The sequence below is a fragment of the Saprospiraceae bacterium genome, assembly GCA_016715965.1.
Taxonomy (GTDB): Bacteria; Bacteroidota; Bacteroidia; order Chitinophagales; family Saprospiraceae; genus Vicinibacter.
Genome location: JADJXG010000001.1, coordinates 1737341 through 1752684 on the forward strand (window position 1 = coordinate 1737341; position 15344 = coordinate 1752684).

The 15344-nt window shown below is 39.6% G+C and carries 14 protein-coding genes; 2 read left to right on the forward strand and 12 right to left on the reverse strand.

Going from position 1 to position 15344, the window contains the following annotated elements:
* Positions 1–24 precede the first annotated feature (24 nt).
* The gene (locus tag IPM48_06560) at positions 25–1191 is read left to right on the forward strand and encodes a hypothetical protein (GenBank protein ID MBK9271241.1); all 1167 of its coding nucleotides are present in this window, start codon (positions 25–27) and stop codon (positions 1189–1191) included.
* A gap of 55 nt (positions 1192–1246) precedes the next feature.
* Here the strand turns inward: IPM48_06560 and IPM48_06565 are convergent, their stop codons facing one another.
* The 12 genes from IPM48_06565 to IPM48_06620 form a co-directional block, all read right to left on the reverse strand.
* Positions 1247–2866 (reverse strand): hypothetical protein, encoded by a 1620-nt coding sequence (locus IPM48_06565; protein MBK9271242.1) that lies wholly within the window; start codon positions 2864–2866, stop codon positions 1247–1249.
* A 21-nt stretch (positions 2867–2887) separates the two neighbouring features.
* Positions 2888–3598 carry a hypothetical protein gene (locus tag IPM48_06570; GenBank protein MBK9271243.1) on the reverse strand — a complete coding sequence of 237 codons (711 nt, stop codon included), beginning with the start codon at positions 3596–3598 and terminating at the stop codon, positions 2888–2890.
* A gap of 364 nt (positions 3599–3962) precedes the next feature.
* Entirely contained in the window at positions 3963–4667 is a 705-nt protein-coding gene (locus IPM48_06575; GenBank protein ID MBK9271244.1) for an SOS response-associated peptidase, read from the reverse strand.
* A gap of 76 nt (positions 4668–4743) precedes the next feature.
* Positions 4744–5388, reverse strand: coding sequence for an SPOR domain-containing protein (locus IPM48_06580; GenBank protein ID MBK9271245.1), 645 nt, complete (start codon positions 5386–5388; stop codon positions 4744–4746).
* Between the two features lie 225 nt (positions 5389–5613).
* A complete protein-coding gene (locus tag IPM48_06585) occupies positions 5614–6390 on the reverse strand; it encodes a hypothetical protein (GenBank protein ID MBK9271246.1) in 777 nt (258 codons plus the stop codon).
* A gap of 83 nt (positions 6391–6473) precedes the next feature.
* Complete coding sequence (locus IPM48_06590) at positions 6474–7253, reverse strand: sulfite exporter TauE/SafE family protein (GenBank protein ID MBK9271247.1); 780 nt, start codon at positions 7251–7253, stop codon at positions 6474–6476.
* On the reverse strand, positions 7250–7672 hold the full coding sequence (gene mce / locus IPM48_06595) for a methylmalonyl-CoA epimerase (protein ID MBK9271248.1): 423 nt from the start codon (positions 7670–7672) through the stop codon (positions 7250–7252). Before mce ends, IPM48_06590 begins: the two co-directional genes overlap by 4 nt.
* Before the next feature lie 8 nt (positions 7673–7680).
* The gene (locus IPM48_06600; GenBank protein MBK9271249.1) at positions 7681–9246 is read right to left on the reverse strand and encodes a hypothetical protein; all 1566 of its coding nucleotides are present in this window, start codon (positions 9244–9246) and stop codon (positions 7681–7683) included.
* A 93-nt stretch (positions 9247–9339) separates the two neighbouring features.
* Positions 9340–10077, reverse strand: coding sequence for an FAD-dependent oxidoreductase (locus tag IPM48_06605; GenBank protein ID MBK9271250.1), 738 nt, complete (start codon positions 10075–10077; stop codon positions 9340–9342).
* A gap of 45 nt (positions 10078–10122) precedes the next feature.
* Positions 10123–11004: a GHMP kinase gene (locus tag IPM48_06610; GenBank protein MBK9271251.1), complete on the reverse strand. Its 882-nt coding sequence runs from the start codon at positions 11002–11004 to the stop codon at positions 10123–10125.
* Positions 11005–11582: 578 nt separating this feature from the next.
* Positions 11583–12203, reverse strand: coding sequence for a hypothetical protein (locus tag IPM48_06615; protein ID MBK9271252.1), 621 nt, complete (start codon positions 12201–12203; stop codon positions 11583–11585).
* A gap of 259 nt (positions 12204–12462) precedes the next feature.
* On the reverse strand, positions 12463–13089 hold the full coding sequence (locus IPM48_06620; GenBank protein ID MBK9271253.1) for a hypothetical protein: 627 nt from the start codon (positions 13087–13089) through the stop codon (positions 12463–12465).
* A 442-nt stretch (positions 13090–13531) separates the two neighbouring features.
* Here IPM48_06620 and aspS point away from each other — a divergent pair, with 442 nt between their 5' ends.
* Positions 13532–15295, forward strand: a complete 1764-nt coding sequence (gene aspS, locus IPM48_06625; protein MBK9271254.1) for an aspartate--tRNA ligase — start codon at positions 13532–13534, stop codon at positions 15293–15295.
* Positions 15296–15344: the final 49 nt, after the last annotated feature.

The following is a 15344-nucleotide window of genomic DNA, read 5'->3' on the forward strand; positions in this document are numbered from 1 at the left end:
TTTTTTATCATATTCCTTCTACTGATGTGGTATCAACCTGGAGTTTCTCAGGCTTGGAAGCAGTTGGAGGATTATGCGGGTATACCAAGAGACGACGGTGTTTGTTTTATGATTGATCAATTGGCCTATTGTGGGACAGGTGCGAGCAATGTAAATACCTTATCCGATTTTTATGCTTATTCGTTTGATTTGAATAAATGGACGGAGGTTACCGGAATCGCAGAACATTTGCACAGACAATATGCAGCTGGTTTTTCAGATGGAATGTCCGGATTTGTATTTGGGGGTGTTCAGGCAAATGGTGTAAATTTTAATGATATGTGGCGTTATGATCCTGTCTTGGATCAATGGTTTGAAATGTTGGAACTTCCGGATACTGCCCGCAACGGAATGGCTTATTTTAGCATAGATTCATTGGCTTATGTGGTAAGTGGCAGAGATTCCAAACAAAATTTGCTGTCTCAGGTATGGGCCTTTGACATGATGCAAAACCATTGGATCAAAATGAAGGACTGCCCCTTTGCACCCCGTTTTAAGTCCAGCGCTGCCGCAAATGGCAGCAAGGCTTATTTGTCCCTCGGTCGCAGTATGGACCAATCCTACCCCAGAGAATTGTACGAATACGATCCTGTAACCGACGCATGGTCGGTCATTTCAGTTTTTCCCGGAGCAGGCAGGGCGTATGCTGCCATGTTCGCATCTAAAACCGAATTATACATCATGGGTGGACTGGACTCTTCATTGAATGCCATCAACGATTTGTGGAAATTTGATTTAATCAATGGTGTATGGTCACAATTGGATTCCCTGCCAGCCAGAGCGCGTCGTGGAGGAATGTGGTGGCAGGCAGAAGATGTATTTTATTACGCCACAGGAATGGATGCGAATAGAAACCGGTTGAAGGAAGTTTGGAAATATACCATCGGATCTACCCATAACCAGGATATCCATCAAACTTCAATTTTTATTTCCTTCGATCAATCGTTGATTAAAGTGCAGAGCAATGGCCATGTAAAAAATTTGGAAATGAAAGGTCAGTGGGAAATGCGTGATTTGACCGGAAAAGTTCTGAATCGAGGGAACATTGAATTTCTACCACATTCTATACCTATAGAAAATATTCCTTCAGGACTTTATTTATTGTCCCTGCATTCTCAATCCATACACCGGGCATTCAAGTTTGTGAAATGATAGATCATTCATAAATCCAGAATAGATTTCAGAGTAATTTGGTATTTGATAATTTTTATTTCACGATCAATATTTTGGTGGATTGAATCTTATCTCCTGATTTTGGAATCCATTGTAAACCATACCATGCAGGATGTAAGTTTTCCACAGAAATCCAACCATTAAAATTTTCGTCAATTTGCTTTTCTAAAACTTGTTTGCCAGTCACATCCAGGAATCTGAGAACACCATATCTGTGCTCTTCAGGATTGATAAAGACGCGATCCTTCGCTGGATTGGGCTCAATGATAAATTCTTTGTCAGCGCCAGTTTCTGTGATCGATGTTTCCAGACCAAGTTCTGCCAATGAAAAGCGCAGAGTGATGTATCGTCCAAAATTTAAATCAAAAGTTGTGCCTCCCTTCCATTTGCTAAAATGACCAAATAAGATGATGTCTCCATTTTCTGCCTGAACCATTTTGGATAAAAGCATTCCAAATTGATCTTTTAGTTTTACAATTTTGAGAACTTTCTGGGGCTGATTGTTTTCCAAGAGGCTAAACTCCAAAACAAAAGGATTCGTCATTGATATATTTCTATGGTCCACGCAGCGCACCACCAGGTTTCCGTTATTACCTGCGAGTCTGCAATGACTGGGTGAACCTTGCACATAGGAAACTCGATTGAGACGATAGGATTCTAGGAGCTTACCACTATAATCCAACTTCAGATATTTAAGCACAGGAGGATCATTTGGAACCAAGGATATGGAATCCATTTTTTCCAGCAACACATAATCATCGTAGGCATGTGGAAGTAGATAGTCGTAGGCACCGGTATGATGGCCCACATCCAGTCTCAGAACCGGTTCAAAATCCTTGTTATAAAATTCAATCAGGGATTCAAAAGGTCCACTATAATTATCCCCTCGTGTTGGTGAAGAATTAAATTCTGAAACATAAGACGCAAAACTGGCTAAGCTGGGAAACATACCACTTATAGAAGTATATTGATACTTTTTCGGAACCAAAATACTATCCGTTTTTAAGTATAGGCCTTCATTGGAGTACCATTTTTTTGCAATGCAATAATTATCTTTATGGCCAAAAGCAGTGTTTACAAGATATCCATCCTGTTTGTAGGGATACAATTTAATCTCATTGAATAAAAATCCCGTCCTTGGATGCAAACTGTCTTCAAAAGGAGGTGGGGTAGTATAGCTCAACACAGTACCTGTGTGTGGATCAAAGGTTCTGACGGCCACCTTGGCTTTGGCCCATAAGCCAAATGGCATGCTGTCCACTGCTCTGAAATTTAAACTTTGAAGATCTCCTTCCGGATTAAAGCCCAAATAAAAATTATACTCCTTCCGATCATTATTTCTCTCATCCTGATGGATCGTCCAAACCGATTGGCCGGAATTAAGATCCAGCTTTTCGATAAAAACCCCAGAATTCAGATCACCTATATAATTTAATGCGTAATAAGCGAACTGTTCTTTAACGAGGGGTGAAAAAAAGGAAGGACGTGTCATGTGATTCATCCCGTCACTGTTTTCTTTATGATATCCGGTATCGATGGCAACATGTGCCCATCTTGGATTAAGGTCTAAAAACAGATCTGCAGCTGGATCAATTTGTGCAAAAGAAGTATAATTATAGACAAGAGTCAAAAGCAATATTGTAATTTTATTCATATTAATTTTAATTTCATCTAACTAAGGAACACAATTATGGAAGCAATCACCTGCAGAAGTATATCCGTTATCACATGCTACAAGAACATCTTCACATTCTGAGGATTCTTCAATATCAATGACCTCGATGACAAATTCTTCTTCAACTTCATCCCAGCAATATTTTGTGGTGGTATGACAGCAAACCTCTGAGCAAGCACTTTGGTAAAAATTGAATCCTCCAGTGGTATTAATGCAGTACCGGTAGCAATGACTTTGGTAAAAACTTGCCGTTAATAAATCTGCATCTAGATCTTCGCAATCATATATGGTTTTATTTTCATCGACTACAGGTAGCAACCAATCTGCTTCTAATTTCTGTCTTGCTATGGCTATAAATAAATCCATTTCAGTTTTTAGCTGAGACAGTTGGTTGGTCATGGCCAAATTCCTCCAGCCTGCCAGTAAGCTTGCACAATCAGTGCCTGGCTCAGGAACTGCAGTAAATTTGTTAAAAACGTACGTAGTGATTATTTGAGTCGAAGTAATGGTAAAACAAACATATAATTCATAGGTCACATAGGCCCTGCAATCTCCATAACCGGGCAAGTCTTCAATATAATGTCCATAGTTAGTAGGTCCTGAGCAGGAAGTGTACTCCGAAAAATTAGGATCACAGTCCACGGCAGTAGCAGAAGTTGGTTTTATACGAATTTGTGGATTGGTATTTTTTTGCAGGCTTAAAAAATACATCTCTCTTTTGTGATTTAACTCACTAATCTTAGTTTGGTAATCTTTAAACTGATGAGAATTTAAAGATTCTTGATTTGTCAAGCTCGAATTAGATGAATTAAGATCCTTAACACTGTCTACACATGACCAAATAATAAGGGCTAAAAATGCCCCCCCCCCCCAAATAAAATTTTAAAAGTATTCATAATTTAGATTTATAATGTGAAAAAATAAAATTAATTACAATTATAAAATATTGAAAACTTTCCTGAAACTATAAGTAGCAAAATTTATTTAGGAAACGGTACAAATATAAGTAAGAATAAATTACTTTTTCTAATCCTGCAATTAATTTTAATAAAATAATTTTTTGAAATGGAATCACTTAATTGGATCGTCCGGTAATGTCATCTGACTGTAAAATTAATGATGGTTCATTGTTCCTCACCGAATTAACACGATCAGAAACCGCGTATGCTTCCATACCATCATCTGGATAAGCTTTGATCAGATCCAACAACTCATCTGTTTTATTTACTAATGGATCCAACCACCATCTTTCTTCTTCCCTGAGCATGATCGCAGGCATTCTGTCATGGTAGGGTAGCATAAATTCATTAGAGGCCAAGGTGATGATACTGCAACTGATGATAATCTCACCCTTTTCATCTTTCCAACGGTCGTAAATACCAGCCATGGCATACAGTTCAAAATTCTTGATACCAATTCTATAAGGTATTTTTCCACCCTGAGGATTTATTTTCCATTCATAAAATCCATCCATCGGGATCAGGCATCGCCTTTTGATCAGAGCCGTCTTGAAAGTGGGTTTTTCTTCCAAACTTTCTTTGCGGCAATTGATCATTTTGGAACCAATCTTGTGATCCTTGGCCCAGGATGGGATCAAACCCCACTTTGCCGGTTGAAAATGAAGTGGATCTTCCATCAGAATGACAGGCAGAACATGGGTGGGCGCGATGTTAAAATTTGGAATCGGGTTGTACCGCTCCAGATCTTTGGAATAGAAATCAGAACCAAACCTTTCTTCAAGTTCCTTTTCAACCTTGGTTAAAGACCCTCTGCCACACATCGCATTACAAATATAAAAAAAAAGGCGCAACCGGATGGCTACGCCTTATATTTTCAAAATGATGGATTGAAAGCGATTAGTTGGTTTTGACAAAAGCGTCAATGCCTTTTGCCTTGAGTTGCCGTACGGTTTTATCAGCAGCATCTCTGGTATCGTATTGACCTGCAATCGCCCTGTAATATTCATCAGACCCAAAGACCTTTGAATTGGCGGAAGCATATCCCATTTTCTTCAATTTGCTTACCTGCTTGTCCGCATGCGAAGGAACAATGTAGGATCCGGCTACTACAAAGTATTTTCCGGACTTGCTGGTCGCTGCTTTTGATTCATTGGCCTTTGAGGAATTACCGCTCTTTGATTTGGAGCTGGATGCCGTAGAAGAAGTAGTGTTGTTGACTGGTTTGGCTACCGGAGAAACATTCTCTTTGGGAGCTTCTACCACCGGATCTGTTACCGGCGGAGTCGTCGCAACACTGGAAATTGGGTCTGTTGTCATGCCCGGCTGAACGCTGGTCTCGGCCGTCAAACCCAAGATCAGACTGTCGTCCGCCGTCAGGGCCATGTTGTCAACAGCCATGGTATCCACCAAAGTACTATCTGCGGTATCCGTGCTGAGTTCGGTATCCTGTGGAGCTTTGAATTTCTTATAAACAACTACAGATATTGCCACCACCAATAAGACCAACAAAAGGTAGAGCAAAATCCGGATTAAATTTTTCATTTCCATAATTCGATTTTGATGCAAATATACAGCATTTTATAAATTATAGAAATAAATTATATGTAAAAGGGGTGTTAATCATTGAAACCACTTCCATTGAATGACTTAAACAGCCTAAAAATTTCTCTAAATTTATGATAACCAATCTATTAGAAAACAATCAATCTCACTGAATGGATGTTCCTGTGCATTCTACCTGCATTGGGAATTGACCCGAATGGTGATTTAGTCTCTGTCTGAACACAATCTATTCAAATGATACATCAGCCCGATTTGATACGAAAATGGAAAATACTCCCATTCCACATCTCCAACATCAGTCGAAGCATGAAAACTTGAAAATAAAGAAATCGACCTGTATTGATACCTTAAGAAAGTCCCTACATTTAAATTGGTTTTTGTGGCTTTGTTGTACATGTCTGATGTAAAATCCAAAAGATCACTGGCTTCTTGTTGGCTTAAGTTTCCAATTTCGTGTTTCAAACCGGTCAAAGCAATGAATTGTAATGTGAGTCCCAATTCCAGTCCTTTGTAATCCCACCAGGCTGATCCAGTCACTGCGGGTTTTAAATAACGGATCTCGGTTTGTAATGGAATGTCTTTTCTTTTCACCAAAATTTGCTGGTAGCCAAATCCAGCACCCACTTCATATCTGAATCTGGAATAGAATTCTCCAAAATAGAATGCATTTAAATCAATTGCTTTGCCATTTCCTGATCTTCCTTCATCTGAATCTGCATCCGGAGAAGAGGAAACATACAAACCCGACAATCGTGCACCCACATGGTCCGTAAATGCTGAGGCAATGGATGCATTTCCACCCATTGGAGGGTCAATGGAAACAAAGCTTGCCTGGATGTTCAGATCTCCCTTATGTCTTAGTCCACTGGGCTGAAGATTGACAGGAGCATAATAAGCAAAACTACAGGAACTCATCACAGGAAGGATCAAAAGGGCGATGTGACCCAAAGAGAAGGAGTGCTTGTTTTTTCTTTTTTTCATAAATAGGATTGTGATGACTTTGTACAAAAAAAATAGGACCACACAAAGATCAATTATTGATAGCAATTTTGAAAACACGGAATTCAAATGATACGGAACAGCCAGGAAAACACTCCAAACAAATGGAAAAGAGTAAACACCATGATAAAAATTAAAAATCTCCTTGCAATGGTCTCAGCGTGTGGAATGGTGCTCGCCCATTGCGCGGTCAGCCAACCGCCAATTCCCTGACCAATCGCAATGGTAAGACCTATCTTCCATTCGATGAGACCAAAATATTGGAAAATGCCAATTACCATCAGGGTATAACTCGTTACCATAAAGACCTTGACAGCATTGGATTCAACGATGGGCAGCCGTGTGACATACAACATCACAGCCAGAAAAAACAGTCCCATACCCATCTGTATAAATCCTCCATAAAATCCCAAAGCAAGAAAAACAGGGATATAAATCCATGGACTTACAGTTTGATCATTTTCCACTGCTTTTTTTTGCCATCGTGATTGAAATATCATCAGAATCAACAGGGCTAGTACCAGAAAACTGTACACCTTTCTAAAACCTTCGGTACTGATATCCAACGCCAGCCACGCACCAGCAATGGCACCAATCATGCCTGTGAGGAGATACTTCCAGGTGCGCTGAAGGGGCATTTTTTTATTGCGGTGAAACGCTTCAAGACTGGACAGTCCCTGCACAAAGATTCCGATGCGGTTGGTTCCATTGGCAATGTTTCCGGGCAAGCCCATCACTTCCGTCAAAAACCCCAATGTAATCACAGATCCATTTCCGGCCAGCGTATTGATGCATCCTGCAAAGAATCCTCCTGCCACCGCAAGGCAGATCTCGTACAAGTTCATATTTGAATGCTTTGGCAGAGTTCGACCAGCACGCCATGACAAGATTTGGGATGTATAAAACAAACCCATTTGTTGTCAGCACCGATTTTGGGCTCTTCGTTTAGCAAGTCAAATCCCTCTTCTTTCAGTCTCTTCATTTCTGCTCTGATGTCTTTGACTTCAAAAGCGATGTGATGAATTCCTTCGCCTTTTTTTGCAATAAATTTAGCAATGGCAGAATCCGGCTGACTCGATTCCAGCAATTCAATTTTGCTTTCTCCTGTTTTGAAGAATGAAGTTTTTACTTTTTCATTTTCTACTTCCTCCATTTTATAGGGTGACACTCCAAGCAGAGTGGTGTAAAGTTGATTTGCTTGTTGAAGATTTTTAACAGCGATACCTATATGTTCTATCTTTTCAAAAAGTGGAGATGTGTTCATGATTTTTTTTATTGCTTGATTTTTTCGAAAATGAGAAAATCCACCCGTTGATCCGGGCTTACAGCTTGAAATTTTGGAACGTATTTTTCAGGCCGGGATTCAAACCAGGTATAAGCAACCGGCCCATAGTTGGCTGCATAATGAGAATCCCAAATTACAACGCTTCCCACAGGAGCGTTTTCCAGATTTTTTTCGGTGATGAGGTGCAGACCTTTTGGAAATTGGGCTGGAGTACGATCTATAAAATAAGTAAACATGGGCATGCTTTGGTAAATGGTGCGGCTATCGTGGTAACCAAACTTCACACACCAATCTGCAATTTCCTTGCACGTCGAATTTTCATCTCTATTGGCGAGTTTCAGGGGTTTTTGAGAGATGGCCAACGAAGCCACACAAAGTGAAGAAATAATGATTGCATACCAAGATTGATTTTTTAAATGAAACCATTGAAAAATAAAAAAGAGCAAGCCGGGAATCATCAGAGTCCAATCATGTGGTTTAAATCTCCCGTATTCTAAAAAATTGTGCGGATACGTACAATATATGATCAGTAAGCCAAGGATTACTCCCCAGGTCAACCATCCGGCGGGCCTGTTTTTCCAATCAAATGCATAATCTATGGCATACCCAGCAGTGACCGCCACTAGAGGACTAATTACCAGTAAATACCTTAGATTTCCGGCAGTAGAAGCGCCAATGGGATAGCTGGTCATACTGGATAAACACTCCCAGAGCCAATAGCTCACCATGGGTAATAGTATGATCCAGTCGGGCTTTATTTTTCGAAGAAGGACCCAAACCAAATAACTTGAGCATCCCAGCACCGCGATCCAGCCAAATACAAGTGGTGCCATTTGGATGTAGTGATCAAAGCCTGGCCTCATGTATTTATTGGCAAAATCCGCTGCTTTAAATGCGTTTGTAAATAAGTAAAATGGGTCTCCCTTGGCCCACCAACCAAACAGATTGTACAGCAGAGGAAAGCATCCCAGCAAAAGTCCTTCCTTCCACTTTCTTTGACTTAGTAAATAAATGCCGTATATAATTCCCGGGATGTAAAGTTCCTGTCGTATGGTCAGAGAATATGAAAAAGCAAGCGCTGCGAGAAAACCCCTGCCTCTTTGATGCAATAGGCCGGCAAGGATTAAGAAAAAGGCAGCTGTTGGTTCACAAATGGGTCTGAAAGACAAACTAAACCAAAATGTTTGGCACATCAGCAAAAAAAGAACCAGAATGGGAAAGCGCAGATTCATGGTTTTGGCATAAAGAAATACCAGCCAGCCCGTTGATACACTGATTAGAATGGAAAGAGCCAGAACCGCTTTTTTGCCCAACAGGGCAGGGAGGACAAACCATATTTTCCATCCGGTTTTGGCCCAGTTGCCAAGGATGATGGCCGGATCTTCCCAAAACTCCTTCATGTTGATGTAATGGGCACCTTCTTCTCCCTGATAAAAACCATCGTTGACCATGGCATACCATGCTTCAGCAAGACCAAATGCCAGTAAGATCAAAGCTGCCAAAGCATTGGAATTTAATAATGTGCCAACTCTTATGTTTTTAAAAATTTCCAAAGCCGGGTTTTTTAATCACCCAAAGGTAAAAAAGGAAGTCTTATTGGAGACCCTTGATTCTTTAGGCTGATTGAGATGAAAACCAGGCGTTCTTTAACCAAAAAGTTCGAATCGGATTTGCTTCCGTTCAATTTTTAGTTTTTGGACAAGGTTGAGCACCACCTCGTCAATGATGTTGTTCCAGCCGCATATCAGATAGAGTGATTTGTTATTGTGTTGGCTGTCATTCAGATAAGCCTGATGAATATAACCCTGAAAGTAGTTTAGCTTTGGTGTAGCATCTGGTAATTTTTGCTCTCTTGAAAGGCAAATGGATACTTTGAAGTTGGGTATATAGCCAGCCCAATCTTCCATGTCTTCCAAATAAATAATATCCTTTTGTCTTCTGGTTCCAAATACCAAGTGAATGGAGGGAAACTGAATTCCATTCTGAACGATGTGTTGCATCATGGCCCTAAACGGTACGATGCCGGTGCCTGTACAAATCAGGACAAGTGATTGATTGGTATCTGCGGGTAAAACAAATGCTCCGTCGGGACCCTTGCATTTGACAACATCTCCTTTGTTGATGGTTTCAAAAAAGTATTCGCTGGCGGGCCCATCTTTTTTGTAGGATATACAAAGTTCAATCAGATTGCTTCCGTCAAATACGTTGGCTACAGAATAGCTTCGCCAACGGTCCAATCTTTTACTGCCGGTTGGAAGGTCAAAAGTAAAAAATTGCCCGGCCTGGTATTCGATGGGTACCTCTGAATTAAGTTTAAACCAAAATTTTCGGGTGGTAGGACTCAATGCTTTTTGTCCAATGAACGTTGCCTCGTGCCAGATCATTTGAAATAAACATCCTTGGGCTGCTTAGGTTCTTGGCGTAAGAATTCAGATTAAATCCTTGTAAGGAATCAACTTATCAAAACTCTTTTCCTTAAAGTACTTCTCAGTGGTTTCTTTGGATTCTTTTGAGCTAATCAAAAGGAGATCACCACCCCAGGTACCCAAACTTTTTACAGCACCCCAATAATCAGAAAATCGCTCGTCTTTTATTTTTGCCTGGCCGAGATAAGCAGATACCATGCTTTCATGTTCTTCCACCCAGTTTTCAAATGCCTGAAGGGTTTTAATCTGCAAAAGTTTATGACTAAAATCTGAAGCCTTTCGGATCAGTGCTTTGTCTGGTCTTTTATTGCGAATTGCTTTTACGGCTTCGGAAGAACTTACCTTATTACCCAAAGGCAAAAAATACAATTGATCTGCAAAGGAAGGATTGAATTCTACTTCCTCAAGGTCAATTACTCCATCTCCAAGGGTATAGAGAATTGGATCTTCAGAACCAGCACATGCCACATCGTAACCGGAGCCATCTTCTATATCAAAGTACAAATGGTAAGGGCTGATGTCTGCCCAAAGAGCCATATTGCGGATAAGGGTAGAGGACGAACCCAATCCCCATTCCAAAGGAAATTCAAGATAGTGGTCCACTTTGTATTTTTTCCAGTGGGACAAAAATTCTGAATTGTTGTTACAGCAGGCTTTAAACAGCTTTCGTAAGTATTTGGACATTTTTTCGTCAGTGGAAGAAATGATGTCAAATCCCATTAGATCGATCCCGGCCTCAAACCATTTTTTGCCTTGTGCATCGTGACAGGTCCAAATAATCTCAGAACCGGAAAGTTCGGCCACCTTCATTCTTTGACCCAAACGAGTTGGTAAGGCTAGACAGGTAGCACCATGTACCACGAGGTATTCTGCGCTCAAAAGCACCTTGCCACGAGAATAGAATTCAGCTTTAATAAGTCGGGATCATTAAACAGCGGCGAAGATACAATCTAAGTGCGATTCATATACATTTTTGTTATATATAAATTTATGGAGAAATTGAATTCCGGTGGTTGGGCAAAGGAAGCATCGGTAATTGAAGACTTTTTGAGGGGTCAAACACCGTGGGAAACTCTTATATTTTAATATTTTTTATCGGTTTTGATGGCGCCAATGAGCACTTCCAAGAGAATAAACGGGTCATTCAAGATGGCGTATAAGATGGTCTTTAAAACTATCATTGTCTACTTATCATGGGTGTCCGCGTGATTCACAACTTGTACGAAAACCGTACATGTGTCATGCCTATCTGCGTGTTAGTCCATTCTCCATTGTCAATTCTCCATTGTCCATTGTCCATTGTCAATTCTCCATTGTCAATTATCAATTTTCCATTGTCAATTATCAATTTTCCATTGTCAATTATCAATTTTCCATTGTCAATTATCAATTTTCCATTGTCAATTCTCCATTGTCAATTATCAATTCTCCATTGTCAATTATCAATTATCAATTCTCCCAATTCACCTATCCTCATACTTCCCCTTAAAATATCCATTAAAAAACCTCATGGTATCCAGGTTGAATCTACTGCGTTTGGGTCGGTCATTGGCAAACACAAAGCTGCAGGCGAAACGGCCTTCGATAATTCTATTGGCGGTATCAAGGGATACAATTTCAATTTTATTATCAGAGCGGGAGGTATCAAGCAGATAATTGTCAATTACCACATCCTCATCGTTGTTAGAAAAATATGCAATAGGGAGATCTTTATATTGCCAATTCGTATTTATTAATTTTAAAGAGAAACAGCCTGACTGTTGTTTTAACCCATAAAACCCCAATTCATCTGTAAGAAAACTATCTCGATCTCTAGATATTAAAACTATTTGAAACAAATCCTGTATTAAAAGTATTTTAGAAGTATAATACGTTTTCATATTCACTTTGGTTGCATATCCAAAACCAGGAGTTGAATCGTACTTATTATATACATTGATTATAGAATTACTATCCTGTATATACTCATACACAATGCAACTATCCATTGGTGTCGCAGGATTAGAATCATCCGGTCCAGAGTCACGGCAAGAAAAACTGAAAGTGTAAAGAATGGTGCTTATAATTAATATATTAGTTTTCATGATAGTATTTTATGGTGGTGAAAAATCCATTGCGATTAAAAAACCACCTAAAATAGAAGCCATCTAAATTGGTTTTTAAAAAATTCTCCATTGTCAATTCTCAATTCTCCATTGTCAATTCTCCATTGTCAATTATCAATTCTCAATTCTCCATTGTCAATTCTCCATTGTCAATTATCAATTCTCAATTCTCCATTGTCAATTCTCCATTGTCAATTATCAATTTTCCATTGTCAATTCTCCATTGTCAATTCTCAATTCACCTATCCTTATACTTCCCCTTAAAATATCCATTAAAAAACCGCATGGTATCCAGATTATAAGGATCTCTTTTTGGCCGGTCGTTGGCAAATACAAACGAACAGGCGAAACGGCCTTCGATGATTTTAGTTAAAGTATCTATGAAAACAATCTCAATTTTATTGTCATTCCTGCTTGTGTCTAGAAGATAAGAATCTACAACGATGTCATTGTGATTGTGTTCAAAATAAGCACAATTACATAAAGGGACTTTTGCTGTGGGTCCATAACAATCAGTTATTAAATTATAGCAACCTAAGTTGTGATTGTCAATAAAAAAAATTAAATAATCAGCTAATTCTCCATTAACATCTTGTGAAAATAAATGTATGTCAACACCATTCGGATTTCGACCAGCACCAAAATTAAAAAAACTGATCGAATTAACTTTGGTAGCATACCCAAAATCCACAATAGAATCAATAACTGTGTACGCCCTAACTTTAGATATTGAATCCAGAATAGGTTCATAGACTATGCAACTGTCTTTAGTTATTGGTGGATTTGGATCATCTGTACCAGAGTCTATGCAAGAGAAATTTAGAAAGTATAGAATGGCTGTTATAATTAATATATTAGTTTTCATGGTAGAACTTTAAGGTGGTGAAAAATCCTTTGCGATTAAACAATTGAATAAAATACAGGCCATTCGTATTTAGATTTAATTTGACAGCTCAAGCCAATCATACACAACTTCGGTCTTCTTTTCAGAGTCAACGACAGTTTCTTCAAATAATAGATTTATCTGGGCTTCCAGCATCAAAGGGGCAACAAAAAATGAGAGAAGGAGAGAATGATTTCATAAAGTTAAAATTATGGTCAAATTTAGCATTATAAACCAACTAATTTTAATCAAATAAGGAATTAACGAATTGTTAACATACATTTTGCGTCCATGGTACAATAGAATTGTCAAGGGATTCTATAATCTCAAAACTCACAACTCATAACTCAAATAAACACGGTAGATTTCAGCAACTCCATGAAATTCTATTAATTTTGCGCATTTTACAAATACCGATAAACATATGTACAGGACACATCATTGTGGAGAGTTGAGATTGGAGCACGTCGGGCAAAAAGTGCAGTTGGCAGGATGGGTGCAGGCTAGCCGCAATCTGGGAGGATTGAGTTTTATAGACCTCAGGGACCGTTATGGAATCACCCAATTGGCATTTAATATGGAAACCCTACCCGATCTGTGTCTCGAGGCTCGCAAATGTGGAAGAGAATATGTCATTCAGGCAAGCGGGACCGTAAGAGAACGAAGCAGCAAAAATGCGAACAGGCCTACGGGTGATATAGAAATCGAAGTTTCCGAAATGAAGCTTTTAAACAGTTCGTTGGTTCCTCCCTTTACCATCGAAGATGAAACCGATGGTGGCGATGAGTTGAGAATGAAATACCGATATCTGGATATCCGGCGCCAGCCAGTGAGAGATAAACTCATTTTCCGTCATCAAATTGCACTTGAAACCCGCAAATACCTGAGTGATTTAGGTTTTCTCGAAATTGAAACTCCCTACCTGATTAAATCCACACCCGAAGGTGCAAGGGATTTTGTGGTACCGAGTAGAATGAATCCTGGTCAATGGTACGCACTGCCGCAATCGCCCCAGACTTTCAAACAAATTCTGATGGTGGCAGGAATGGATAAATACTTTCAAATCGTTCGCTGTTTTAGAGATGAGGATTTACGCGCAGACCGACAACCTGAATTTACACAGATTGACTGTGAAATGGCATTTGTGGAAAGAGAAGATGTGCTAATCGCTTTCGAAGGTTTGATGAAAACACTTTTTAAAAATACACTTCAATTAGATCTTCCAGAATTTCCGCGCATGAGTTACCAAGAAGCCATGGAGACCTATGGTTCTGACAAACCGGATCTGCGGATAGATATGAAGTTTCAGTCTTTAGAAGGACTCAGGGGTTCCGGCTTTGCTGTGATTGATTCAGCTCCTTTTATGCGAGGGATCATTTTAAAGGGACTTGAAGACAAACTCAGCAACAAAGAAATCAATGACTTGACCGAATGGGTGAAAAGACCACAGATCGGTGCAAAGGGGATGATGTACATTAAGTACAGCCCGGATGGGGTAAAATCTTCCATCCTTAAATTTTATTCTGAAGAATTATTAAAGAAAATTGGACAAGAAATTGGAGCTGAACAGGGAGATGCGATTCTCATATTGACCGGCGAAAAAGACAAGGTGCTTAAACAATTAGGTGATCTCCGATTGGAGGTGGCACGTCGTTACAATCTCATCCCTGCTGGGGTTTTCAAACCTCTTTGGGTACTGGATTTTCCTTTGGTAGAATGGAATGAAGAGGCTGGAAGATATTTTGCCATGCATCACCCGTTTACAAGTCCTTTACCAGAGGATGTTTCTTTAATGGAATCAAAGAATAAAGCCAGCATTCTTTCAATTCGCGCGGACGCTTACGACATGGTGATCAACGGTGCTGAATTGGGTGGAGGATCGATTCGAATACACAACAGGGCATTACAGGAAAAAAATTTTGAACTACTTGGATTTACCCCCGAAGAAGCAGAAGCACAGTTCGGTTTTCTTTTGGGTGCGTTTGAGCATGGTGCGCCTCCTCATGGAGGAATTGCATTTGGACTTGACCGGATATGCGCCATCATGCAAGGCAGTACTTCGATCCGGGATTACATTGCCTTTCCAAAAAATAACCAGGGCAGAGACATGATGATTGACGCGCCTTCAGCTCTTGATGATAAGCAGCTTGCAGAACTAAATGTAAAGTCAATGATTGCTCTACTATAAGTTACTTTTAACTAGATGTGGATATATCAATGGATGATAAGAAGTATTT